Below are 22,637 nucleotides of genomic sequence, written 5' to 3'. Positions count from 1 at the left end.
ACGCACCCAAGGTGGCCTTCGGTGCGTCAGACGCACCGAAGGTCACCTTGAGGCGCTTTCAGCGGGTCACGCGGTGGCGGTGAAGACGTACGAACCCGCGGGCACGAAGTACGAGCCCGCCGACGACGGCACCGCTTCCGGCGGCGCGACGACCGAGCCCGGCTGGGACGTCGGCACCTGCACCGTCGCCGAAGCGCCGGCCGGGACCGTCACCCGCAGCGTCAGCTTCCCGGCCGAGATCGACCAGTCGCTGACCGCCCCGCCGTACGGTGTCTCGTACGCCGACTTCGCCGACGTCAACCCGCCGCCCGGGCGCGGTGCCACCAGCAGTGACGCGTAGCCCGGGGACGCCGGGGAAAGCCCGCCGACCGAGCGGTACAGGAAGTCGCCCACCGAGCCGAGGCCGTAGTGGTTGAACGAGTTCATCCCGGGGTCGTTGAACGACCCGTCCGGCTTGATCCCGTCCCAGCGCTCCCAGATCGTCGTCGCGCCGTGGCCGATCATGTAGCCCCAGCCGGGGAAGCCCGGCTGCAGCAGCACCTGGTACGCGACGTCCGCGTGGCCGTGCGCGGCCAGCACCGGCAGCAGGTTCTCGACGCCGAGGAACCCGACGCTCAGGTGCCCGCCCGAAGCAGCGACCTTCGCGGCCAGCTTGTCCGCCGCCGGCTGGACGCGGGACGCCGGCAGCAACCCGAACGCCAGCGCGAGGACGTACCCGGTCTGCGTGTTCGCGCCGACCGTGCCGTCCGCCTGCGTGAACCGGTTCGTGAACGCGGTCCCGATCTGGTCGGCGAGCGTCCCGTACTTCGTCGCCTCGGCGGTGTGCCCGGTGGCCGCGGCCATCCGCGACACCAGCCGGGACGACCACGCGAAGAACGCCGTCGAGATCAGGTCCTGCGCGGTGTTGTCGTTGACGTTGAGCCAGTCGCCGTAGGTCTGGTGATCGCGGATCAGGTCGGCACCCGACGTCGAGCGCAGGTATTCGACCCACTTGACCATGGCGGCGAAGTGCTCGGTGATCACGTCCGTGTCGCCGTACCGCTGCCACAGGGTGTAGGGCACGATGACGCCCGCGTCGCCCCAGCCCGCCGTGCCCGAGCCGTCGAGCACGCCCGGCGCGACGTCGGTGAACGAGCCGTCGGCGTGCTGGGCGTCGACCAGGTCGTCGCTGAACTTGCCGAGGAAGTTCGCCACGTCGAGGTTGAACGTCGAGGTGCCGGCGAAGATCCCGATGTCACCGGTCCAGCCGAGCCGCTCGTCGCGCTGCGGGCAGTCGCTCGGCACGGACAGCATGTTCGAGCGCTCACCCCACAGGATGTTGTGCTGCAGCTGGTTCACCAGCGCGTTCGACGTCGTGAACGTGCCGGTCTGCGCGCCGGACGTCCACATCGCCCGGCCGGTCAGCGTCGCCGCCGTCGGAGCCGACGGGAGGCCGGTCAGCTCGACGTACCGGTAGCCGTGCACGGTGAACCGCGGCTCGTACGTCTCCGGGCCGCCGGTGCCCGCCAGGGTGAACCGGTCGGTCGCCTGGGCCGCGCGCAGGTTCGTCGTGTAGATCGTGCCGTCGGGGTTGAGCACCTCGGCGTGCCGCATGGTGACCGTGGTGCCGGCCGGCCCGGTCACCGACAGCTTGTTCCAGCCGCTGAAGTTCTGGCCCAGGTCGGCCACCCAGACCCCCGGCTTCGGCTGGGTCCACGCGACGGGCTTGAACTCCTGCTGCACCGTGACGCCGTTGTCCACCTGGGACACCAGGTTCGGCTTGGCGCCGGTCTTGACGCGGGGTGCCGCCCAGCTTCGGTCGTCGAAGCCGGGGCGGTCCCAGCCCGTCGCGAGCCGCGCGTCGTACGTTTCACCCTGGTAGAGGTCGTCCGCGCGAATCGCGCCGTCACCGGCCTTCCAGCTGCCGTCGGTGGCGACCGTGGCGGTCGTGCCGTCGGTGAACGTCAGCTTCAGCTGCGCCGAGTACCACGGCTCGGTGCCGTACTTCTGGCTGCCGGCGATGCCGATGCTCCCGGAGTACCAGCCGTTGCCGACCATCGCGCCGAGGACGTTCTCGCCGGCGCGGATCTGGCCGGTGACGTCGGAAACGCGGTACTGCAGGCGTTTCGTGTAGTCGGTCCAGCCCGGGGCCAGGACCTCGCCGCCGACCTTGGCGCCGTTGAGGTGGGTCTCCTGCAGGCCGAGCGCGGTGGTGAGCAGCCGCGCGCTCGCGACCGGCTTCGAGACCGTGAAGGTCTTGCGCAGCAGGGGAGCGGGCGCGCTCACGGCGACGTTCGCGCCCCACGGCCCGGTGCCGTACGCGGTCAGTGCCCGCGCCGCCGGCCAGGAGCTGTCGTCGAACCCGCGCTGCTGCCAGCCGTCCGGGCCGGTCTGGCTCGCCTTCCACGTGCCGTCGGTGCCGACGGTGGGTCCACCTTGGACGGTCAGCTTCGCGATCATCCCGGCCGGGCTCTGTGTGGTGTTCTCCGCGCTGACGGCGATCGTGTTCGGCCCGGCGGTCAGCAGGCCGCCGACGTCGACGACGGCGGCCGTCTTCCATGAGTCGGTGACGCGCGGGGAGTCACTGACCTTGGTGCCGTTCACCCAGACCGTGGCGGTGTCGTCCCCGGTCACGACCAGGGTGGCCTTCGACGGCGCGGCGGCCAGATCGAGCGACTTCCGGAAGAACCGGGTGGCCGGCGGCACGCCGCCGAGCGGATCGCCCTCGGGGTACCAGAGCCAGCTCGCACCGGCGAGGTCCGGGCCCGCCGTGGCGCGGCCGAGGAAGGCGCCGGTCCATTCGGCCGCCGGGTCGCGCAACGCGGTTTCGAAGCGCTGCACCGGGCTCCAGCCACTGATCCGGCCCTGGGCGTCCCAGACGCGGACCTTCCAGGTGTAGGCGGTCAGCGAGGTCAGCGCCGGACCGCCGTAGGCGACGTCGGCCTGCTGCGCGGAGGGGACGCGGCCGCTGTCCCAGACGTCGGTGCCGCCGGTGGACACCAGCAGCTGGTAGGCCGACTGCCGCTGCTGCGAGGTGGCCGACGCGAGCTTCCAGCCGAACCGGGCCTGGGCCGGATCGACGCCGAGGGGGTTCACCCGCTGCCCGACCGTGGCGCTCGCGACCGAAAGCGGCGTCTTGGCCGAGCCGTTCGGGGTGCTGACGCCGCTGCCCCACGGCGCGGCGCCGTACGTGCCGAGATCGGCAGCCGCGGCCCAGGTTCCATCGGCGAAGCCGGGTTGTTCCCAGCCGTCCGGCGCGCTCGTCGCGCTCTTCCAGCCGGCGCCGGTGGCCAGGTCGGTGGTGCCCGACGCCGTCGTCACGCGCAGCCGCCCGAGCAGGCCGGCCGGCCCGCCGGCGTTGCGGACGGCGACGGCGAGGGTGTTGGCACCGGGCGCCAGGGCGGGCCGCAGGTCCACGGGCAGCGCCGTCCGCCACGAGTCGGTGGTGCGGGCCGAGGAAGCCAGGGGCTTCCCGTTGAGCCAGACGTCGACGGTGTCGTCGCCGGTCACGACGAGCTGGGCGTCGCTGACCGCGCCGGCGGGCGCGGTGAACGTCGTGCGGAAGTAGCGGGTCGCGGCCGGCGCGCCGACCCGGGCGTCGCCTTCCGGGTACCAGATCCAGTGCGCACCGGCCAGGTCGACCGGTGGGGCCGCCCCGGCCGGGGGAACCGAGGCGGCGGACAGGACCAGGATCGCGGCGAGCGTGGTGGTGGTCGCGCGCCAGAGTTTCGAGGGCAGCATGCGGGCTCCCTTGCGGCGGGGATGGGGCAGCGGTACTTAAAACGTTTCAATACAGCGTGATACGTGACTGTAATCACGAACTCACACGTTGGCAATACTCCACCGGGACGCACGCCTGGTGAATCGCTTCGACGACCGCCGGGAATCCTGAATCGTTTTATGATCGACCCGAGCCCGATTCGCGGCAAATCGGAGCGTTGACGAACCGCGGGCGGAGTTGCATAGTGCCCGTGGTAACGCTCACATCTTCGGGTCCCGCTCTGGAGGCTTTTATGTCTCAACGTCGAGACAGAAAAAATGTTAGCGCTAACAGTCGATCAAGGATGGCGCTCGCTTTCGCCGGTGCCGCGGTGGTGGCGCTCGCGAGCGTCACGACGGCGTCGACGGCTTCGGCCGCCGCGTCGCTGCCGTGCGACATCTACGGCGCGGCGGGCACGGCCTGCGTCGCCGCGCACAGCACCACGCGAGCCCTCTACGGCACCTACAACGGGCCGCTGTACCAGGTCCAGCGCGCCTCGGACGGCGCGAAGACGAACATCGGCCTGCTGGCGGCCGGCGGCTACGCGAACGCCGCGGCCCAGGACTCCTTCTGCGCCGGGACGACCTGCCTGATCACCGTGATCTACGACCAGTCCCCGCGGCACAACGACCTGACGATCGAGGGCCCCGGCGGCGCCGGGGACCAGGACACCGGCGTCCCGGCGGACGCCCTGCCGGTGACCGCCGGCGGCCACCAGGTCTACGGCGCCTCGTTCTCCGGCCGGATGGGCTACCGCGACAACACCACGACCGGCGTCGCCAAGAACGGCCAGCCCGAGGGCATGTACATGATCACCTCGGGTACGCACGTCAACGGCGCCTGCTGCTTCGACTACGGCAACGCCGAGACGAACAACCAGGACACCGGCAACGGTCACATGGACGCCCTCAACTTCGGCACCGAGTGCTGGTTCCAGCCCTGCTACGGCGCGGGTCCCTGGGTGCAGGCCGACCTGGAGAACGGGCTGTTCCAGTCCAGTGCGGGCGGGAGCCAGAACACCGCGAACACCGGCGTCACGGCGCCGTTCGTGACCGCCCTGCTGAAGAACAACGGCCAGAACTTCTTCGCGCTCAAGGACGGCAACGCGCAGTCCGGCGGCTTGCGGACGACCTATTCCGGCCCGGAACCGACGCGCGCCGGCTATGCGCCGATGCACCAGGAGGGCGCGATCGTCCTGGGCACCGGTGGGGACAACAGCAACGGCTCGATCGGGTCGTTCTTCGAAGGCGTGATGACCGCCGGGCTGCCGACCGACGCGGCGGACAACGCGGTCCAGGCGAACGTCGTCTCCGTCGGCTACGGCGGCCCGACCGGGTCGACCGGCACCCTGAACCCCGGCTCGGAGATCTCCGTGCGCGCGACCACCGCGTGCTGCACCGGTGACTACCTCCGTCACCAGAACGACAACGCGGTGATCTCGCCCGTCAGCTCCACTTTGGACAAAAACGACGCCACCTGGATCGTCCGCAAGGGACTGGCGGACGCCTCCTGCGTGTCGTTCGAGTCGCGGAACTACCCCGGGGACTTCCTGCGCCACTTCGACTTCCAGGTCCACCGGCAGCCGATGGACGGCAGCGCGGCGTTCCGCGCGGACGCGACGTTCTGCCCGGTCGCCGGGAAGAACGGGCAGGGCACGTCGTTCCGCTCGTACAACTACTCCGGGAAGTACCTGCGGCACTACGACAACACCGTCTACATCGCCGACACCAGCGGCGCCCACGCCTGGGACGCCGCCGGTTCGTACAACGACGACGTCAGCTGGGTGATCGCTCAGCCCTGGGCGCCCTGACGCCGCTTCCGCACCCGCAGGACCACGGTGACCGCCGCCGCGCCCAGCAGGACCAGGGCGACCGGCAGCGCCGTGGGCAGCCACGGCCAGGCCCGGCCTTCGAAGACGACGCGATCGGTGGGCAGCTCCAGGACCTTCGCGGTCCAGCGCGCGGTCGCGACGTCCGTGTGGCGCGAGAGCGCGTTCACCGCGCTGTCGTACGCGAAGCCGGGCCGGTCGTGGACGTACTCCGGAGCCGGGACGCCGGGCGGGGCGGGCACGCCGCGCGCGGCGCCCGGAACGAGCAGCCGGTCGAGGTCCGCGCCGGCGAGCGCCGCCCGGGGCACGAAGGTCAGGCCGTGCCGGGACCGGATCGGGGTGCCGTCGGTGCTCACGGCGAGCGTGCGCGAGGACAGCGACTGGCCTTCGGTGTCGAACACCGACGCGAGCTCGATCTCGCCGACGCCGTTCGAGAGCAGGACCCCGATCCGGTCCGGGTTCCAGCGGAAGGCCGCGTTGACGATCGCGGCCGCGTCCGGCATCGACGCCGGCGGGTGCACCGGGACCGTGGTGCCGTAGCGCTGCCACCCGATCGCCTTCGCGGCGTCGGCCGCCACCGCGCGGCCGGCCAGCCGCTCCACCCAGTGCAGCGTCCCGTCGATGCCGGACAGGATCCCGGCGGTGGTGACGACGTCGCCGTCGTCGACGAACCGCTGGTCGCGAACCCAGTGCACGGCCGGGTAGTCGGCTTCCCAGGCCTCGAGCTTCAGCCAGTGCGCGGTGGCCGGCCGGCCGTCGAGCAGGCCGGCGGAGGCGAGCACCCCGCCGCCGTTGCAGACGCTCAGCAGCTTCGCGCCGTGGGCGGCCTGGGCACGCAGCCACGCCTTGACCGGCTCGGTGCTCGCCTCGCCGACGTCCGGCAGCGCGGGCACGACGACCAGGTCCGGCGCCTTCGGGCCGAGCAGGGCGGCGAGATCGTCGAAACTCAGGTCGGGCATCAGGTCGAGGCCGCCGGTCAGCGGTTTCGGCTCCCGCTTCGACGCGACGGCGTAGACGTTGAACCGGCCGGTCGCGGCGAGGATCTCGTACGGCGCGAGCGTGTCGGAGACGACGGCCCCCCGGTCGCCGACCACGATCACCGCGGTCGGCTTGGCCGGGTCGTGGGCGGGCGGCGCCGCGGCGGGCACCGGCCGGTCCGGGCCGGGGGAGTAGAGCGCCCCGAACGCCGACAGGGCGGAGACGGTCGCGCCGATGGCCGGGACGGCGAGCACGGCGACGACCAGCGCGAGCCACTTCAGGACGGTGCGCATGTCAGTGCCAGTACTCGGCGCGGCGCCACACCATGGCGGTGAGCATCAACGGGAACATGATCACGTGCCCGGCGATCATCAGGGTGCCGCCGCCGATCGCCCCGAGCCAGAACGGCACGAGCAGCGCGACGAACGGCAGGTACATGGCGGCGGCCATCTCGATGATCCGCGGCCACGAGTGCCGGCGCAGCAGCATGGCCGCGGTCATGGCGACGGTCATGTTCGTGGCCATCACGAGCGCGTCGACGTCGGCGCGCTCCAGCCACGACGACGGCCACAGCGGGTGCAGCGCGACCATGCCGACGAGCATGGCGGCGACCATCTCGACGTAGTGCCCGGTGAACCGGGCGAGCTTGCGGGCGGTGGTCCGGGGTGGTGCGGCGGTGGTGGTCATTTCGGGTTCCCTCCAGTGCGGTTTCGCTCCTGGACGAGAATCCCGGGTGCCGGCCGTGCGGGGACGTGCCGGAAGTCATGACCGGGGTCATGTGACCGCTCAGAGCAGGCCGAGGTCCCGGGCCCGCAGGGCGGCTCGGGTGCGGTCCCGGGCGCCGAGCTTCCCCAGCAGGTTCGTCACGTGGTTCTTCACCGTGCCCTCGGCGAGGAACAGCTTCGCGGCGATCTCGCGGTTGCTGCGGCCGTCGGCGAGCAGGCGCAGCACTTCCCGCTCCCGCTCTGACAGCGGCACCACCAGCGGCTGCGGACGAGGCTCCGGCGCGTCGGGCAGCTGGGCGAACCGCGCGACCACCTTCGCGGCCACGGACGGCTGCAGCACCGACTCGCCGCGCGCGGCCGCCAGCACCGCCTCGATCAACCGGGCCGACGAGACGTCCTTGAGCAGGTAGCCGACCGCGCCCGCGCGCAACGCCGCGAAGACGTCTTCGTCGTCGTCGAACGTCGTCAGCGCGATGACCTGCACGGACGGGTGTTCCAGACGCAGCAGGCGGGTCGCGGCGACGCCGTCGAGGACCGGCATGCGCAGGTCCATCAGGACGACGTCCGGTCGCACGGAAGCGACCCCGCTCAGCGCTTCCTCGCCGTTGCCCGCCTCGCCGACGACGTCGATGCCGTCGTGGGTGGCCAGCAGGGTGGCCAGGGCTTCGCGGAACAGCGCCTGGTCGTCGACGAGCAGGACGCGGACCGGTGTCATCCCGGGACCTCCATGCTCAGCGCGCTGCCCTCGCCGGGCGCCGAGGTGAAGTCGAGCTTGCCACCCAGCTGCTCGGCGCGTTCCCGCAGCCCCAGCAGCCCGAAACCGGGGGAGGTGCCGCCGTCGCTGCCGGCGCCGTCGTCGCGGACCACGACCCGGACCGATGCGTCGGCGTAGTCCAGGGCCAGCTCGACGCGGTCCGCGCCCGCGTGCTTGCGGACGTTCGTCAGCCCTTCCTGCGCCGCGCGGAACAGCGCCTCCCGGTGCTCTTCCGGCAGCGGCCGCTCGGCACCGGACACCGTGAGACCGGCCGGGACACCCGCTTCCGAGACCAGTGCCCGCAACGCGTCCGGCAGCGGCGTCGACCGCGGTTCGCGCAACGCCTTCACCGAGCGGCGCACCTCGGAAAGCGCGTTCTCGGCCTGCTCCTGCGCCTTCGCGAGGACCTCGTCGGCCTTGCCCGGGTCGGTCGGCAGCACCGCGCGGGCGGCCTTGACCTGCATCTGGACGACGGTGAGGGAGTGCCCGAGCCCATCGTGGATGTCGCGTGCGACGCGGTTGCGCTCCTGCGCCGTCGCCAGCCGTTCGGCCTGGGTGGCGTAGTCGCGCAGCTTTTCGTGCGCTTCGGCGAGTTCGCCGCGCGAGCGCTGTTCGCGCAGCAGCAGCTCGGTGATGACGGCCGCGAACAGCACCGAAACCAGCGTTCCGAGGCCTTCCCGCAGGCCTGCGCCCAGCGACATCCCGAGGTGCACGAGCGGCACCACGGCGATGACGAGCGCGATCACCGGCAGCGGCAGGCGCAGCAGCACGCACTGGCTGACCAGCACGACGAGGAACAGCGTGGCCCCGACGCCGGCGCTGATGGTGAACGTCACGAAGGCCAGCGGCAGCTGGACACCGACGTAGGCGGCCCGCCACGCCCACTCGTCACGGGTGCGCACCCAGCCGAAGCCCGCCGTCGCGATCACCGCGAAGACCGCGCCGAGCACCAAGGCGAGCACGGGCTCCCCGGAGCCGAGGACCCCGAGCACGATCGAGAGGAAGGCGCCGCAGGTCAGCACCCCGAGGGCCCGGTTCATGGGGTCACTCTGGGGCGTTCGGCGCCCGCGGTCAACCACTTCGCTCACGCGGCCGTCCGGCGCCCGGCCACTTACGCTGGGAACGACGGCGAAGCCGAGAGGGGAGTCCGACATCGATGTCAGTCCTCTGGGGCGTGTCCTTCGACGCCACCGCGTTGTCCGGGGTCGTGGTCGAGTTCCTCAAGACGGCGCGCCGGTTCGCCGGGCACCGCGTCCACCTCGACCTGGGTTACGAGATCAAGGCCGACAAGGGCGCCTTCTTCCGCCCCTACCGCGACGAAGCCGGGCTGCTGCCCGGCTGGGTCACGCTCGACCGCGTCGAGGGCGTCGACGGGATCCGCGGTTACGACCGCGAGTTCGTCGAGCGGGTCCTGCGCGAGGTCGTCCAGCACGGCGACGAGACGCTGCGCCCGGAGATCGACCGGATCGCCGGCGAGCTGGCCGGCCGGATCGTGGCCACCTGGGAACGCCTCGGCGTCACCATGGTGATGGTGGAGAACGGCACGCTGCCCGAGAACATCACCTACACCGAGGCGCTCTACCGCGCGATAGACCGCTACGGAACCCGCCACCGCCTCGGCCGGTTCGTGTTCTGGCGCGACCACGACCTCATGTGGCAGAGCGAGCCGGGCATCGCCAAGTACGGCCGGTTCCCGTACCCGGGCGTTCCCGCGCCGCGGAATTCGCCGCACATCCACTACTTCGCGCTGCACGAGCAGGCGAAGGCGAAGACGCTGGAGTGGGTGCCGGGGCTGCGGGCCATCGACGTCCTGCCCAACGCGTTCGCCATCGCGCCCGCGCGGGTCGACGAGCGCAACGCCGGTTTCCGGCGTGACCACGGGATTCCCGACGACGTCCCGCTGCTGGCCCGGATCACGCGGATCATCCCGCAGAAGCGCATCGACCGGGACCTGCACCTGCTCGCGCTGCTGCCCGGCGTCTGGCTGTTCGTCGCCGGGGACATCGCCGAAGCTCCCGCCGAGCACGACCGGCTCGTCGAGGTGGCCACTCGCCTGGGTGTCCGCGACCGCGTCGTCTTCGGCGGCTGGCTGACGCCGTACGACACCGCCGTGCCCGGCCGGTACTCGGTGCGCGATCTCCTCGCGCACGCGACGGTCGTGTCCTTCCTGACCTCCTACGACTACGAAAGCTACGGCAACCCGGTCAGCGAAGCGATCGCCTCCGGGACGCCGTACGTCACCAGCGGGTACGAGCTCTACGACGTCGTCTACGGCCGCAAGGGGTTCCGGGCGCCAGTGCTGGACATCCGGGCCCGGGACGTGCCGGACGCGGCGTTCGCGCGCGAGGTCTCCGAGCTGATCATCGACGAAGGGAAACGGGCGGACGTGGTGCGGGCGAACTCCGAACTCGGGCAGGCGCACTTCGGCACGCGGGTCGTCGACGACCTCGTCGACCGGCTCTACCCGCCGCCGATGGGGGCCGGCACGCGGCTTTCGGTCGTCCTGCCGGTCTACAACGAGGCCGCGAACCTGCCGGAAGTCCTGCGAACGCTGCACGAGCAGCGCGACGGCGACGCGCCGCTCGCCAAGAGCCGGTACGAGGTCGTGCTGGTCGACAACAACTCGACCGACGACACCGTGGCCGTCGCGCGTGCCTTCGCGGCGTCGCACCCCGAACTCGCGCTGCACATCATCCGCGAGCCCGAGCAGGGCGTGTCGTGCGCGCGGCGGGCGGGCATGGACTTCGCCGCGGCACGCAGCCGGAACCGGCCGGAAACCGATCCGGCGGAGCGGTTCTACCTCGTGTCGGCCGACGCCGACTGCCGCGTCGACCCGCACTGGCTGAGCGAACTGTTCGCCGCGATGGAGTCGAGCAAGGCCGCGATCGGCGTCTGCGACTACTACTACAACTACGGCCACTTCACCGGCCGGCCGCGGCTGTGGGACGCGATCCAGCGGACGCTGCGGTGCCGCGCCGTCACGTTCTCGCTCTTCGGCGGCTTTCCCGACGGCAAGGGCTTCGCCGTCGAACGCGACGCGTACGAGCGCGCCGGCGGCATCGAGATCTTCTACCAGCTGCAGGACGGGAAGTTCGTCAGCCACCTGTCCGACGACTGGGACTTCGGGATCAAGGTCGCCAGCGGCGGCGACGCGATCACCTACGCGCCGCGCTCACGCGTCGAGATCAACCCGCGCCGCGTCGACCACGCCATCGACGAAGTCATCGCAGGCCGGGCGTACGGGTCCGACGGCATCATCGTGATGCGGGACATCCGGCCGTCGGCCCCGACCGCACTCGCCGACCTCACCGAAGCCGAAGCGAGGCAGGCGTGGGAGTTCTCGATCAAGGACTTCACGCCGAAGAACACGATCCTGCCGGTGCTGCTGACACCCACGCTCCTGGAGGACGACGCCGTCGTCGCGTTCTTCGGTGCCGGCCTGGCGTCCCGGCTGGCGCGGCGGATCGCCGAGATCCGCGACGAGATGCGCGTCGTCGACTTCACGCCGATCCACGCGTACAAGACGCCGTCGTACCGGCTGTACTTCGAGTTCGCCGACGAGCTGTTCGCCTGCCTGCGGCGGCACGTCGGCGAGGACATCGGCGTCCCGCCGCCGCTGCCGCCGTGCCTGGCGGAGATCCCGGCGGAGCGCTTCACGGAGTTCGTCCGCTACTACTGCGAAGACAGGGAATCCGGAGAGGCCCACAACTACTTCGGCAACGGAGGGGTGTTCTGATGACCCTCGCCTACGAAGAGGCGATCGGCTCGCTGCACGCGCTCGACCCGGCGTGGCCGCGACCCGCCGTGCTCGACGCCCTCGAGGCGCCGGAGAACCGGCACCTGCTGGACTTCGTGCAGGAGGACCCGTTCGGGGCGCACGTCTTCCCGGGCAACGTCCCGGGCTCGCCGTCGGAGTTCCTGCGCGACCTGGATCTTCAGCTGGCGTCCTCGGGGCCCATCCACCTGTGGTCCTACATCCCGACGTGCGCGTACCGCTGCCGCTTCTGCCAGTACCCGGTCGTGCTGGTCAAGGGCAAACCGGAAGTGGCGTACGAGAAAGCGAAGCTCTGGGTCGACCTCAACATCGCCGAAGCCCGGCTGTGGCTCGAGGCCGTGCCGCACCTGGCCGGGGCCGAGGTGGGGGAGTTCAACGTCTTCGGCGGCACCCCGTCGCTGCTGCCGGAGCCGGAGATCCGCCGGCTCCTGGAGTTCTACCGCGCGGAGTTCGGCTTCACCGCCGACACGACGATCCGGTTCGAGGGCGACCCGAGCACGTTCACCCCGGCCAAGCTTGAGCTGCTGCGGGAGCTGGGCTGCACCAAGCTGTCCAGCGGTGTCCAGTCGTTCGACGACCACGTGCTGGAGCTGTGCGGCCGCGAGCACAGCGCCGAAATGTGCGTCGACTTCGTCCGCAACGCCCGGTCGCTCGGCTTCGAGTGGGTCAGCATCGACCTGATGTACGGCCTGCTCGACCAGAGCCTCGACAGCGTGCGCCGCGACCTCGACGTCGTGCTGGAGAACGAAGTCACGGCGGTGGTGTGCACGAAGCTGCACTTGGCGTCCTACAGCGACACGCGCACCGGCGTCACCGGTGAGAAGCCGGCGGCGTGGCAGCTGCCGTCGTACCGCGACAAGCTGGTGCGCGACGGCCACCGCTGGCCGACGCTCGGCGAGCAGTACCAGATGCGGGAGCTGCTCACCGACGGCCTGCGCGCCGCGGGCTACACCGAGCACCCGACGATGTACTTCGCGCGCGCCGGCCTCGGGCCCGAGAAGTGGAAGGCCATCATGGTCGATCAGGACAAGCAGGAGGCCGAAGTCGCGATCGGGCTCGGTGGTTCGTCGAGCTGCCGCGCGTCCGAGGCGATCACCGACGTCAACTCCCGCCGGTACATCGAAACCGTCTCGGACGGCCGCATTCCGCTGGGCTCGGCGACGCGGTTCACCCCCGAAGCCCAGGAGGCGCGGGCGGTGAAGATGGCCCTGACGACGCTGCAGCCGTTGCGGGATTCCCTGCACGCGTCGCGGTTCCCGGGACGTTCGCTGTTCGCGGAACCGTGGCTCGGGAAATTCCGGTCGCTGGCCGCGCGGGGCCTCGTCGAGCTGCGCCCCGACGACGGCGTCGTCGAACTCACCCGGGCGGGGGAGGTGGTGGTCGAGGCGATCATCACCACCGAGCTATAGATCACCACATCGAGTGACACATCGCTCGCGGGGAGCGACACGGGCAGGCAGCATGGGGTTCGCCCGTGCCCGTACCGAGATCGGAGCCCCGATGAGCCGAACCGTTGCCGGACACGACGAACAGCGATGGCGGGCCCGGCTCGCCGCAGCGGGCGCGCTGGCCGCGTTCGCTTCGGTGGTCGTCGCCGTTCCCGCCGAAGCCGCGCCGGACTACTCGCTCGCCGACACGAACTACGCGGGCACGCAGATCGCTCGGCACGAAGGCGTGGTGCCGGGCTCCGCCCGGGCTGACACGACCGACCAGACGCTCGGCCACGACGTCAGCGGGCACCAAGGTGCCGTCGACTGGGCCGCGGCCGCGGCCGGCGGTGCGAAGTTCACCTACGTCAAGGCGACCGAGGGCACCGGGTTCGTCAACCCGCAGTACGGCCAGCAGTACGACGGCGCGCACGCGGCGGGCCTGATCCGGGGTGCGTACCACTTCGCCCGGCCCGACATCTCGGGCGGCGCGGAGCAGGCGGAGTACTTCATCGCCCACGGCGGCGGCTGGCGGTCCGACGGCAAGACGCTCCCGGGTGCGCTGGACATCGAGTACAACCCGTACGGCGACGTCTGCTACGGCAAGAACCCGGCCGACATGACGGCGTGGATCACCGATTTCACCCGGACCTACCTGGCGAAGGTCAAGCGCAGCGCCCTGATCTACACCAGCACGACGTGGTGGAAGCAGTGCACCGGCAACGCGTCCGGGTTCGGGAACACGAACCCGCTGTGGCTCGCGCGGTACGGCCCGGAGGTCGGGGAGCTCCCGGCGGGCTGGGACAAGCAGAGCATCTGGCAGTTCGCCCGCGGCGGCGGCCTCCCGGGCGACCAGAACTACTACAACGGCCCGTTCGGCCGGGTCGTGGCGCTGGCCGGCGGAGCGGCTTAGCGCTCCCAGCGGCCCGCCAGGTCCGGCCAAGGCGGCCGGCGCAGCACGGCGAGCGTGCCGAGGGTCGCCGCCACCAGGCCGGTGCCGACGGCGAGCACGACGACGCGCGTCGCGTCGACCGCCGGCTCCCACTTGGCCTGGCCCTCGCGGATCGCGAAGACCCCAGGCGGGCTGGTCACGGTGATCACCGTCGTGCCGTCCGGCGTCTCGTACGGTTCACCGAAGAGCCGGGGCTCGGTTCCGCCCGGTCGTGGCAGGCCTCGCAGCGTCATGGCTTCTCATCGAACTCGAAAACCCGGTCGCTGACAAGATCGGACAAGCTGCTTGCCGCTTCCGTGATCGGCTCCCTACGATCGGTCGGAGAGTGGTGACGCCGACGTCGCCACGAAGTCCTTTGTGGACCAGGAGGCACCGTGCGAGCAGCCCACCGAATCGCCGTTCTCGCCACGGTTTCCGCACTCGTGGTCGCCTCCGCGCCCGGTGCGGACGGGGCGGGACACGCCTGGTTCACCTCGTGGGCGCAGTCGCAGGACGGGCACGCGGACGCACCCGTGTCCGGTCAGTCGCTGCGGATGATCACCCACCTGAGCCAGGGCGGCGACGCCGTGCGCGTCCGGCTGCAGAACACCTTCGGTACCGGTCCGCTGACCATCGGGCACGCCACGGCCGGCCTCAGCACGGGCGGCGCCGGCGTCTCCGGAGCGCGCGACCTGACCTTCGCCGGCCGGTCCGCCGTCACGATCCCGGTGGGCGGCGACGTCTGGAGCGACGAAACCCGGCTGGCGACCCGCCCGGACACGAACCTCGCGGTGAGCATGTTCGTGGCGGGCGCGGCCACTCCCGGCCGCCACGGCGCGGCGCTGCGGGACAACTACCTGAGCGCGCCGGGCTCGGGCGACCACACGGCCGATGTCTCCGGTGGCGCTTTCACCACCACGGTCGGCTCGACGTACGTCGTCAGCGCCGTCGACGTGCACAACCTTTCGCTGAAGGGCACGGTCGTCCCGTTCGGCAGCTCGGTCGTCGACGGCATCGGCAGCACCAACTGCGGCCCCGGCTGCACCCAGCTCGGCGCGGACCGGCGCTGGGCCGACGACCTGGCGCGGCGGATCGTCGCGGAGTCGCCCGCTTCGGCCCAGCTGGCGGTGGCCAACGCCGGCGTCTCGGGCACGACCAGCGCTCCTTCGTGCCCGGGCATGCCGCCGTCGGTCGCGGGCCTGGACGCTTCGAGCCGCCTCGACCGCGATGTCCTGGCGCTGCACGGCGTGACGTCGGTGATCTACTACTATGGGACGAACGACCTCGCGTACGGCTGCGACGCGGCGGCGATCCTTTCCAGCTACCGCGCGGTGTTCGAGCGGCTGCGCGCGGCGGGCATCGCCGTTTACGTCACGCCGAGCACGCCCCGCCCGGGGTACAGCGACGCCGCGAACCTGGCCCGGCACGAGATCGGCCTGTACGTATCCCGCTGGTCCGCGTGCGGCGGCGAGTGTTCCGGCGTGGTGGACTTCGACCAGGTGCTGAAGGACCCGCTGAAGCCGAACACCATCCTCCCGGCCTACGACAACGGCGACGGAATCCACGCGAACGCGGCGGGTCAGCAGGCCTTGGCGGACTTCGTGTCCCTGCCGATGCTGGCCGGCTCCGCGCGCAAGTAGGTTTCCCCCCTCGCGCGTCGCCGCGGCCCGCTAAAGTGGTCCGAGCCGATTCGAGGGGGAAGCGATGACCGACCAGGAAGACGTGGACTGGATCCCGCCCGGGGCCGACCTTTCCCGGCCCAGCGCCGCCCGCATCTACGACTACCTGCTCGGCGGGGCCCACAACCTCGCCGCCGATCGGGCCGTCGCCCAGAAACTCGAGGCCATTCAACCCCAGGTCGCCACCATCGCCAGGCGGAACCGGGCCTTCCTCCGCCGAGTCGTGCGGTTCATGCTCGACCAGGGCATCCGGCAGTTCCTCGACCTCGGCTCCGGGATCCCGACCGTCGGCAACGTGCACGAAGTCGCCCAGGCAGTGGATCCCGGCGCCAGGGTCGTCTACGTCGACTACGAGCCCGTCGCCGTCGCGCACAGTCTCATGCTGCTCAAGGACAACCCGAACGCCGAGGCCTTCGAGGCCGATGCCACCGACATCGAAGCCGTGCTCAGCTCCGGGCCCGTCAAGGATCTGCTCGACCTCGACGAACCCGTCGGGCTGCTCGCCATCACCCTCGGCCACTACCTGCCGGACGTCCGGGGTGTCTTCGGGGCCTACCGGGACGCGCTCGCGCCCGGCAGCCACTTCGCGCTCACCCACCTCACCAACGACTTCGCCGTCCTGCGCGACCCCAAGATCGCCGAGACGATGAGGTCGACGCAGGACCACATCTACCCGCGCTCGCGCGACGAGGTGCTCGCCCTCTTCGACGGCTTCGAACTCGTCGAACCCGGGCTGACCACCTCCGCGAACTGGCGGCCGGACCGCCTCGCCGCCGTCGTCGACCCCGAAGACGACGGCCTCTACGCCGGCGTGGGCGTCAAGCCTTAAGTCTCACTGGCGAAGCGCTCCCACGCCGATTGGCGGGTCATCCCCAGCGCATCGCCGATCTGCGCCCACGTGCCGCCCAGGGTGCGCGCCTTGCCGACCCAGGCGGCCAGGTTCTGCTGCACCTGCGTGGTCGCGGCCGCGACCGGGCCGAGGTTCTGCAGCACCTGCTCGAGCGGAAGATCGTGCTCCCACGGCGCGATGAGCGGCGCGTCCGCCGGCTTGCCGTCGATCACCGACACGCACAGCTGCACGCACCCGTCGCAGATGAACACCCCAGGACCGCCGACGAGCGTGTCCACTTCGGTGTTGGGCTTGGCGCAGAACGAACAACGTGCGATCACCGCGTTCGCCATCCCGACCTCCTTTGTCAGGACGAACCTTACGCGCGTAAGGCGGACCCTGACAAGCTCAAGAACGCCGACGTCCACTCGGCGAGCTCCGTCAACCGCGACTTCAGCTCTTCGATCTCGGCCCAGCGGCGGTGCTCGCGTTCCAGGTCGGGCACCAGGAAGTCCTCGACCAGCAGCAGCAACGTGGCGATCTCGTAGGCAACATCGGCGAGCTGCAGGAACGGCCGGTACTCGGCCTCGGTGCCGGCCCCGTTCCGCGCGGCCCAGTCACGGGCGCCGTGCCCGGCGGTGCGGCACACCGACTCGACCGTGCGCCGGATCTCACCGCGCCGGGAGTCCGCTCGCCCTTCGGTCAGCGGGGCGATGTTCCAGGCCACCGACAGCAGGCAGCACCCGGCGTCGTCCATCGAGTTGTTCATCACCGGAGGTACTTTGGGGACCGGTGGGCGGAGTCCGGCTGTTCCGACTCGCGGGGTCACGCGATCGTGTGGGGAATTGCCCCTGATCGGGGTGGGCCACTTTCGGCATCAGCCGTCGGCGGGCAGTCCCTTGGCCGTGGCGGGGGTCATGAATTCGACGCGCGTCGTCTTCACGTACTTGTCCCGTTCGGCGAGGAAGTGGCGCGTGTGCGGTTGGCACTCATGGGCGTCGAAGGCTTCCCGGTCCCGGTAGACCTCGTAGAAGACGCGGGCGAGAGGTGCGTCGGTGACGCGATGGGTGGCGTAGACGAGAGTCCCGGGTTCGTGTTCGGCGATGCCTCGGCCGGTCTCTTCGACCAGCAGGTCGAACTCCGCGGCGCGCGCCTCGTCGTGGAGGTCGAACCGGACGACAAGTGCGAACATCTCTCTCCTGCGGTCGTTCGTGTCGGGAGAAGCAGGCTTTCGACTTTATCAGGTCATTCTCGTCCACTTCCCTGATCGTGGCCGATGCAATAACCTTGTCGGGCTGCGCTGGAACGATGGGGGGAACATCGACCGTGGGAATCGAACGCAATCTGCGGAATTTCGTCGTCCGGACGCCGCTGGCGGAGAGCCGGCTAATCGGAAGTGCTTACGCAGCCTTGAATCGGATCAGGTTCAGGCGTGCTTGGGAGCGGCCAGTACGTTTCCGTGGCAGCGACTTCGTGATCGGCCACGACCTCAGCCTCTATCCCTTCGTGCGAGCAGGCGGTTTCGAAGAACGCGAGCTGGATTGGCTGCTCCCGCGGATCAAGGCGACCGACGTGGTGTGGGACGTCGGTGCCAACGTCGGGATCCACACCGTCCTGATGGCCAAACGCGCTGGTCGGGTCGTGGCCTTCGAGCCGATCCCGGCCACGATGAAGCGCCTGCGCGCGAATGTCGACCGCAACGGGCTCGGCAACGTGGAGCTGGTGGAGGTCGCACTGGCCGACAAGGCCGAGCGCAGGTCCATGGTCCTGGTGGCCGAGGGAGCCGGCTGCTCCCATCTGCTTCGCGACGGCGGTGGCTCTCTCGAGGTAGCCGTCACGACGGGCGACCTGTGCACGGCCGAGCACGGCGTGCCCGACGTGATCAAGGTGGACATCGAGGGCTTCGAACCGGAATTCGTCAGCGGTTCACTCGACCTGCTTCGGACCCGGCGGCCGCTGCTGACGCTCGAAGTCAACGGGAATCTCATGGCCACCGCCGCCGACCGCGAACGATGGCAGACCATGGTCGACAGCTTGTTCGACTTGTACGGCAACGCGGTGTGGTTCGGTCCGTCCGGCCCGCCGGTAGGTGTTCGCGGACTGACACCGGAGGCGGTCCCGCTGCGGCCGTGCACGCTGGCGTTCGGGCGTGCATGAGTCCACCTGGGACGTCTGGGCTGGGTGGACGCTTGCGGCCCAGTGCAGTGGGCGGCAGTTGCCCGGCTTGGCACCATGCTCGGTGGAATGTCATCCAGGAATCTTATGCGTCGCTTCGTGGCAGATGGTGGATTCAGTCGCCGTCCGAGGGGCAGCCGCCGGCCGCTCGCGTGGTTGCCGGAGGCGGGCCTCGCGCCTGCCGGCCGATAGCGTCGCGGGGGCGGCCACGACCGCCTCGTGGCCGCTTTCGCGCAGACGGAAGATCGGGTACATCGTGTCGAGTTCCTCGGCGGCGTCGCCGGTCAGGACCAGCACTCGGGCCATGGTCGCTCCCTTCAGCGCAGCGTCCACCGCTGGTTCGCCTGCCCGCTGCAGGCCCACAGGATCAGCTGGGTGCCGTTGGCGGTGCCCTGCCCGTACGCGTCGAGGCAGAGCCCCGACTGGACTCCGGTGATCGTGCCGTTCGTGGTGACGGCCCACTGCTGGTTGGCCTGGCCGTGGCAGTCCCAGACGATCACCGGGGTGCCGTTGGCCGTCCCTTGGCCGGAAGCGTCGAGGCACTTGGTCCCGCCGACGGTCAGCTCCTGCCCCGCTCGGGTCCACGCCTGGCCGGTTTGCCCGCCGCAGTCCTGCAGCCGCACCTGGGTGCCGTTGGCCGCGCTCGCGGCGTCCACGCACCGGCCCGACTGCGCGCCGACGATCTGCCGCGCCGAGGACGTCCCCGGCGTGCCGATGCTCCCGGACACGGATTGCAGCGCGCCGAACCAGGTGGCGGCCATCTTGTCGTACCCGGTGGCCGTGGGGTGGATGCCGTCGATCAGGTCGCCGGTGGTCACAGCGGAGTGCATGTCCACCAGGTGCACGTGCTTTCCGGCGTTCTGGTTGGTCGCCACGATCCCGGGGATCGCGGAGTTGTACGTGCGGACGGCCGACTCCTGGCCGGAGTTGGCGAGCGGGATGATCGTCGCGACGAAGACCTCCGCGTCCGGTGCCGTCGCGGTGATGTGGTCGATCAGCCCGGACAGTCGGGCGGGCGCGCGGCCGACGTCGTAGTTCTGCAGGACGTCGTTGGTGCCGATGTGCAGCAGGACCGTGTGCGAACCGGTGTTCCGCAGCCAGGTGACGATGTTCGCGTCGATCTGGTCGATCCGCCAGCCCGGGTGGCCCTCGTGGTCGTGGTCGCCGAGGGCTGCCGGGCCGTTGTACTGGGAGCCGGTGAAGTCGACCTGGTAGCCGCCCGCGCTCAGGCGTTGCCACAGCCCGATCCGGTACCCGCCGGGGACCTGTGTGCCTTCGGTGATGGAGTCGCCCAGCGGCATGACCCGGACGCCGCCGTTGGAATCGGCGGCCGCCGGAGTACCCGGTAGGAACGCGCTCAGGAACAAGGCCGCGGCGGCCGCGATGAGCCGGATTCTCATGGTTCTCCTCGATCGTTCAGCCGAAGGTCCACTTCTGGTTGGCCTGGCCGGTGCACGTCCAGAGCCGGACGGCGGTGCCGTTGGCCGTGCCGCTGTCGGTCACGTCCAGGCACAGTCCGGATTGGACCCCGGTGACGGCGCCGGCCGAGGTGACCTGCCAGCGTTGGTTGGCTCCGCCGTTGCAGGTCCAGATGACGACCTTGGTGCCCGGGGTGGTGCCCTGGCCGGAGGCGTCCAGGCACCGGGTGCTGTCGCCGCTGTAGACGGTCAGTTCCCCCGCGGTGGTCCGGGTCCAGGACTGGTTGGTGCCGCCGTGGCAGTCCCAGATCTGCACCTGGGCGCCGGGGGTGGTGCTGACGCCGTTGACGTCCAGGCACCGGCCCGCACCGGCCGCGCGCACCGGGCTCGCGGCCGACCCGCCACCGCCGGGGCCTGCGTCGGCGATGACCTGCTGCGCGCCCGACGGCCAGTTGGTCCCGCTCACCTGGACGTTGCCGCTCAGGACGTTGTTGTGCGGCGAGCCGGTGGCCACGTTCGTCGCGCCGCCGTTGTACCAGTTGCCGCTGAACGTGCTGTCGTTGGTGTTGTTGCTGCCGTTCGCGTTGGTGAAGGCCCACACCCCGGAGTCCTGGATCACGTTGGCCGACAGGGAGACGTAGCGGGAGCCTTCGTCCAGGTACAGGCCGACCGTGCGGTTGTTGTCGTAGACGTGGTTGTGGTCGATGGAGCTGCCCGGGTTGGCGGAGAGGTTGTAGATGCTGCCGCCGTCGTGCATGAGCTTCTTGGTGCCGTGCACCCGGTTGTAGCTGACGACGGTGTCCCGCAGCGTCGTCGGGGTGGTGTAGACCGGCTGGTAGTTGTACAGGCCGCGGTTTCGGTAGTCCTGGCTGCCACCCGGGTCGTTCGCGCCCCAGCCCCAGCCGACGTCGATGCCGTCGTAGGTCAGGTTCGACACGTCGTTGTGGGTGATCACGACGTGCGTGACGTAGGTCGAGAGGATACCGGCCATTTCCCGGTAGTCCAGGGCGACCCGGCTCACCGTGTTGTCCGACAGCGTGATGTCGCGGTTGGTCATCGCGGTGGTGGCCGGGTGGTGCGCGTCCGGCCGCACGCCACCGACGACGATGCCCGCGCCCGAGTCCTCGGTGAAGGTGTTGTGGTCCACGGTGATCGACGACGCCCCGAGGCCGATCCCGGACGCGTGCGCGTTCGCGTCGTTGCCGATGCCGAGCGCCACCTGCCCGAGGTGGGTGAAGGTGTTGCCGCTGAACGTGATCCCGGTGGCGGCGGACACCTGGACGGCGGCCGGGGCCTGCGCCCAGCCGTTGCGGGCGCCCTCGAACAGCGGGCAGCCCGACTGGCAGGAGCTCAGGAAGTCAGCCGGCATGGTTGCCGCGGCCGGGAGGAACGTGCCGCTCTGCTGGTTGGCGTAGCCGACCGACGTGCCCGGCGTGAGCCACGTCGTGTGCTCGAAGTGCAGTCCCTTGAAGGCGATGCCCCGCACCGGGTTGTCGTAGCTGCCGCTGACCTGGAGCAGTGACGTCAGCCGTGGCAGCTCGACGTCGTGGCTGCCGGGCACCCACCCGCTCGGTGCCTTGTAGTAGAGCTTCCCGGCCTGCGGATCCAGGTACCACTGGCCGGTGTTCTTGAGGAACGAGTACGAGTTCTCGAGGAACAGCTGGCCGCCGCCGAAGGGCCTGGCAAGGGTGTCGTAACCCCAGTTGTTGTTGTTCCACGCGGGTTGCTGCATGACGATCGACGTGCCGCTGACGTGGTCGACGGGGGAGTACCGGTCGGTGAAGGAGTTCTGGCTCTCCACCTCGATCCGGTTCTGCTGCGGCAGTGTGGCGAGGTAGTTCAACGCGGAGTTGACGATGGTCAGGCCGGACGTGGTGATCTGCAGGTCGTTGCGCGAGACCGGGATCGACGCGCGCGGCGCCAGGGCCCCGTCGACGAACAGCTGCCGGGAGTCGGCGCCCTGCGGCACGGATGCCACCCAGATGTTCTGGTTCGCGTCCTGCACCGTCCAGCCGGTGACCTGCGTGCCGCCGGAGAGGATCGGCGTCTGGCCGGAAGCGGCCTCCCAGGTGATGGTGTGGCCGTTCTGCCCGGAGTCGGCGCCGGTGAAGGCCAGCGGGGCGGACAGCCGGTAGGTGCCGCCGGCGAGCTGCACGACGACGTCGTTGGCGGCCGACCGGTCGCGGGCCAGTTGCTGCGCCCTGGCCGGGGTGGCGACCGGCTGCCCGGGAGTGCCGGGGTTGGCGTCGTCGCCGGTGGGCGCGACGGCGATGGTGACGGTCGCGGCGTGGGCGGGCGGCGCGGCGAGCGCCGTCACCACGAGGGCGGCGACGAGTGCGGCGGTGACGGATCCGGTGCGGGGCGGCATGGCGGGTACCT

General features: G+C 70.7%; 19 protein-coding genes. 7 read left to right on the top strand and 12 right to left on the bottom strand.

Annotated elements, in window-relative coordinates; genetic code table 11:
- Positions 1-66 precede the first annotated feature (66 nt).
- On the bottom strand, positions 67-3,720 hold the full coding sequence (locus QRX60_RS39615; protein WP_285996582.1) for a family 78 glycoside hydrolase catalytic domain: 3,654 nt from the start codon (positions 3,718-3,720) through the stop codon (positions 67-69).
- 323 nt (positions 3,721-4,043) lie between these two features.
- On the opposite strand from QRX60_RS39615, the gene QRX60_RS39610 reads away from it, so the two are divergent.
- Entirely contained in the window at positions 4,044-5,549 is a 1,506-nt protein-coding gene (locus tag QRX60_RS39610) for an alpha-L-arabinofuranosidase B (protein ID WP_285996581.1), read from the top strand.
- Here the strand turns inward: QRX60_RS39610 and QRX60_RS39605 are convergent.
- From QRX60_RS39605 to QRX60_RS39590, 4 genes are all read right to left on the bottom strand, one after another.
- Positions 5,531-6,838 carry a DJ-1/PfpI family protein gene (locus QRX60_RS39605; RefSeq protein WP_285996580.1) on the bottom strand — a complete coding sequence of 436 codons (1,308 nt, stop codon included), beginning with the start codon at positions 6,836-6,838 and terminating at the stop codon, positions 5,531-5,533. The two genes, QRX60_RS39610 and QRX60_RS39605, sit on opposite strands and share 19 nt — an antisense overlap.
- 1 nt (position 6,839) lies before the next feature.
- A complete protein-coding gene (locus QRX60_RS39600; protein ID WP_285996579.1) occupies positions 6,840-7,232 on the bottom strand; it encodes a hypothetical protein in 393 nt (130 codons plus the stop codon).
- 99 nt (positions 7,233-7,331) lie between these two features.
- Complete coding sequence (locus QRX60_RS39595; RefSeq protein WP_285996578.1) at positions 7,332-7,985, bottom strand: response regulator; 654 nt, start codon at positions 7,983-7,985, stop codon at positions 7,332-7,334.
- Complete coding sequence (locus QRX60_RS39590) at positions 7,982-9,064, bottom strand: sensor histidine kinase (protein WP_285996577.1); 1,083 nt, start codon at positions 9,062-9,064, stop codon at positions 7,982-7,984. The genes QRX60_RS39595 and QRX60_RS39590 overlap by 4 nt, the downstream gene beginning before the upstream one ends.
- 116 nt (positions 9,065-9,180) lie before the next feature.
- On the opposite strand from QRX60_RS39590, the gene QRX60_RS39585 reads away from it, so the two are divergent.
- The 3 genes from QRX60_RS39585 to QRX60_RS39575 all read left to right on the top strand — a co-directional run bounded on the left by QRX60_RS39585 (position 9,181) and on the right by QRX60_RS39575 (position 14,139).
- Complete coding sequence (locus QRX60_RS39585; protein ID WP_285996576.1) at positions 9,181-11,760, top strand: glycosyltransferase; 2,580 nt, start codon at positions 9,181-9,183, stop codon at positions 11,758-11,760.
- Positions 11,760-13,208, top strand: coding sequence for a radical SAM protein (locus QRX60_RS39580; RefSeq protein ID WP_285996575.1), 1,449 nt, complete (start codon positions 11,760-11,762; stop codon positions 13,206-13,208). Before QRX60_RS39585 ends, QRX60_RS39580 begins: the two co-directional genes overlap by 1 nt.
- A gap of 91 nt (positions 13,209-13,299) precedes the next feature.
- Positions 13,300-14,139 carry a GH25 family lysozyme gene (locus tag QRX60_RS39575; RefSeq protein ID WP_285996574.1) on the top strand — a complete coding sequence of 280 codons (840 nt, stop codon included), beginning with the start codon at positions 13,300-13,302 and terminating at the stop codon, positions 14,137-14,139.
- On the opposite strand, the gene QRX60_RS39570 is transcribed toward QRX60_RS39575, so the two are convergent.
- A complete protein-coding gene (locus QRX60_RS39570) occupies positions 14,136-14,411 on the bottom strand; it encodes a hypothetical protein (protein ID WP_285996573.1) in 276 nt (91 codons plus the stop codon). The two genes, QRX60_RS39575 and QRX60_RS39570, sit on opposite strands and share 4 nt — an antisense overlap.
- A 141-nt stretch (positions 14,412-14,552) precedes the next feature.
- Here QRX60_RS39570 and QRX60_RS39565 point away from each other — a divergent pair, with 141 nt between their 5' ends.
- Together QRX60_RS39565 and QRX60_RS39560 are read left to right on the top strand one after the other, a co-directional pair.
- Complete coding sequence (locus QRX60_RS39565; RefSeq protein ID WP_285996572.1) at positions 14,553-15,797, top strand: GDSL-type esterase/lipase family protein; 1,245 nt, start codon at positions 14,553-14,555, stop codon at positions 15,795-15,797.
- 64 nt (positions 15,798-15,861) lie between these two features.
- Positions 15,862-16,665, top strand: a complete 804-nt coding sequence (locus QRX60_RS39560) for an SAM-dependent methyltransferase (RefSeq protein ID WP_285996571.1) — start codon at positions 15,862-15,864, stop codon at positions 16,663-16,665.
- Here QRX60_RS39560 and QRX60_RS39555 read toward each other — a convergent pair.
- From QRX60_RS39555 to QRX60_RS39545, 3 genes are all read right to left on the bottom strand, one after another.
- Complete coding sequence (locus QRX60_RS39555) at positions 16,662-17,018, bottom strand: ClpX C4-type zinc finger protein (protein WP_285996570.1); 357 nt, start codon at positions 17,016-17,018, stop codon at positions 16,662-16,664. The genes QRX60_RS39560 and QRX60_RS39555 overlap by 4 nt on opposite strands.
- A 26-nt stretch (positions 17,019-17,044) precedes the next feature.
- A complete protein-coding gene (locus QRX60_RS39550; RefSeq protein ID WP_286003797.1) occupies positions 17,045-17,434 on the bottom strand; it encodes a hypothetical protein in 390 nt (129 codons plus the stop codon).
- A gap of 108 nt (positions 17,435-17,542) precedes the next feature.
- Positions 17,543-17,857: a putative quinol monooxygenase gene (locus QRX60_RS39545; RefSeq protein WP_285996569.1), complete on the bottom strand. Its 315-nt coding sequence runs from the start codon at positions 17,855-17,857 to the stop codon at positions 17,543-17,545.
- Between the two features lie 281 nt (positions 17,858-18,138).
- Between QRX60_RS39545 and QRX60_RS39540 the strand changes: the two genes are divergently transcribed.
- Positions 18,139-18,822, top strand: coding sequence for an FkbM family methyltransferase (locus QRX60_RS39540; RefSeq protein ID WP_285996568.1), 684 nt, complete (start codon positions 18,139-18,141; stop codon positions 18,820-18,822).
- 90 nt (positions 18,823-18,912) lie between these two features.
- On the opposite strand, the gene QRX60_RS39535 is transcribed toward QRX60_RS39540, so the two are convergent.
- From QRX60_RS39535 to QRX60_RS39525, 3 genes are read right to left on the bottom strand one after another with little or no spacing between them, the layout of a single operon-like run.
- Positions 18,913-19,146, bottom strand: coding sequence for a hypothetical protein (locus QRX60_RS39535; protein ID WP_285996567.1), 234 nt, complete (start codon positions 19,144-19,146; stop codon positions 18,913-18,915).
- Between the two features lie 11 nt (positions 19,147-19,157).
- Positions 19,158-20,240: an RICIN domain-containing protein gene (locus QRX60_RS39530; protein WP_285996566.1), complete on the bottom strand. Its 1,083-nt coding sequence runs from the start codon at positions 20,238-20,240 to the stop codon at positions 19,158-19,160.
- A 16-nt stretch (positions 20,241-20,256) separates the two neighbouring features.
- Positions 20,257-22,626: a ricin-type beta-trefoil lectin domain protein gene (locus QRX60_RS39525; protein WP_285996565.1), complete on the bottom strand. Its 2,370-nt coding sequence runs from the start codon at positions 22,624-22,626 to the stop codon at positions 20,257-20,259.
- Positions 22,627-22,637 lie beyond the last annotated feature (11 nt).

It is taken from the genome of Amycolatopsis mongoliensis, from assembly GCF_030285665.1.
Classification (GTDB): domain Bacteria; phylum Actinomycetota; class Actinomycetes; order Mycobacteriales; family Pseudonocardiaceae; genus Amycolatopsis; species Amycolatopsis mongoliensis.
The sequence above is the reverse complement of the archived record's forward strand: the minus strand, read 5'-3'. Positions and strand labels throughout refer to the sequence as shown.

What these genes read in the sequence shown, in the direction of transcription:
- QRX60_RS39580 (WP_285996575.1), top strand. Translation starts at nt 11,760, where the DNA reads ATGACCCTCGCCTACGAAGAGGCGATCGGCTCGCTGCACGCGCTCGAC.
- QRX60_RS39545 (WP_285996569.1), bottom strand. Translation starts at nt 17,857, where the DNA reads ATGTTCGCACTTGTCGTCCGGTTCGACCTCCACGACGAGGCGCGCGCC.
- QRX60_RS39610 (WP_285996581.1), top strand. Translation starts at nt 4,044, where the DNA reads ATGGCGCTCGCTTTCGCCGGTGCCGCGGTGGTGGCGCTCGCGAGCGTC.
- QRX60_RS39535 (WP_285996567.1), bottom strand. Translation starts at nt 19,146, where the DNA reads ATGGCCCGAGTGCTGGTCCTGACCGGCGACGCCGCCGAGGAACTCGAC.
- QRX60_RS39595 (WP_285996578.1), bottom strand. Translation starts at nt 7,985, where the DNA reads ATGACACCGGTCCGCGTCCTGCTCGTCGACGACCAGGCGCTGTTCCGC.
- QRX60_RS39555 (WP_285996570.1), bottom strand. Translation starts at nt 17,018, where the DNA reads ATGGCGAACGCGGTGATCGCACGTTGTTCGTTCTGCGCCAAGCCCAAC.
- QRX60_RS39525 (WP_285996565.1), bottom strand. Translation starts at nt 22,626, where the DNA reads ATGCCGCCCCGCACCGGATCCGTCACCGCCGCACTCGTCGCCGCCCTC.
- QRX60_RS39600 (WP_285996579.1), bottom strand. Translation starts at nt 7,232, where the DNA reads ATGACCACCACCGCCGCACCACCCCGGACCACCGCCCGCAAGCTCGCC.
- QRX60_RS39575 (WP_285996574.1), top strand. Translation starts at nt 13,300, where the DNA reads ATGAGCCGAACCGTTGCCGGACACGACGAACAGCGATGGCGGGCCCGG.
- QRX60_RS39585 (WP_285996576.1), top strand. Translation starts at nt 9,181, where the DNA reads ATGTCAGTCCTCTGGGGCGTGTCCTTCGACGCCACCGCGTTGTCCGGG.
- QRX60_RS39615 (WP_285996582.1), bottom strand. Translation starts at nt 3,720, where the DNA reads ATGCTGCCCTCGAAACTCTGGCGCGCGACCACCACCACGCTCGCCGCG.
- QRX60_RS39550 (WP_286003797.1), bottom strand. Translation starts at nt 17,434, where the DNA reads ATGAACAACTCGATGGACGACGCCGGGTGCTGCCTGCTGTCGGTGGCC.
- QRX60_RS39605 (WP_285996580.1), bottom strand. Translation starts at nt 6,838, where the DNA reads ATGCGCACCGTCCTGAAGTGGCTCGCGCTGGTCGTCGCCGTGCTCGCC.
- QRX60_RS39570 (WP_285996573.1), bottom strand. Translation starts at nt 14,411, where the DNA reads ATGACGCTGCGAGGCCTGCCACGACCGGGCGGAACCGAGCCCCGGCTC.
- QRX60_RS39530 (WP_285996566.1), bottom strand. Translation starts at nt 20,240, where the DNA reads ATGAGAATCCGGCTCATCGCGGCCGCCGCGGCCTTGTTCCTGAGCGCG.
- QRX60_RS39560 (WP_285996571.1), top strand. Translation starts at nt 15,862, where the DNA reads ATGACCGACCAGGAAGACGTGGACTGGATCCCGCCCGGGGCCGACCTT.
- QRX60_RS39590 (WP_285996577.1), bottom strand. Translation starts at nt 9,064, where the DNA reads ATGAACCGGGCCCTCGGGGTGCTGACCTGCGGCGCCTTCCTCTCGATC.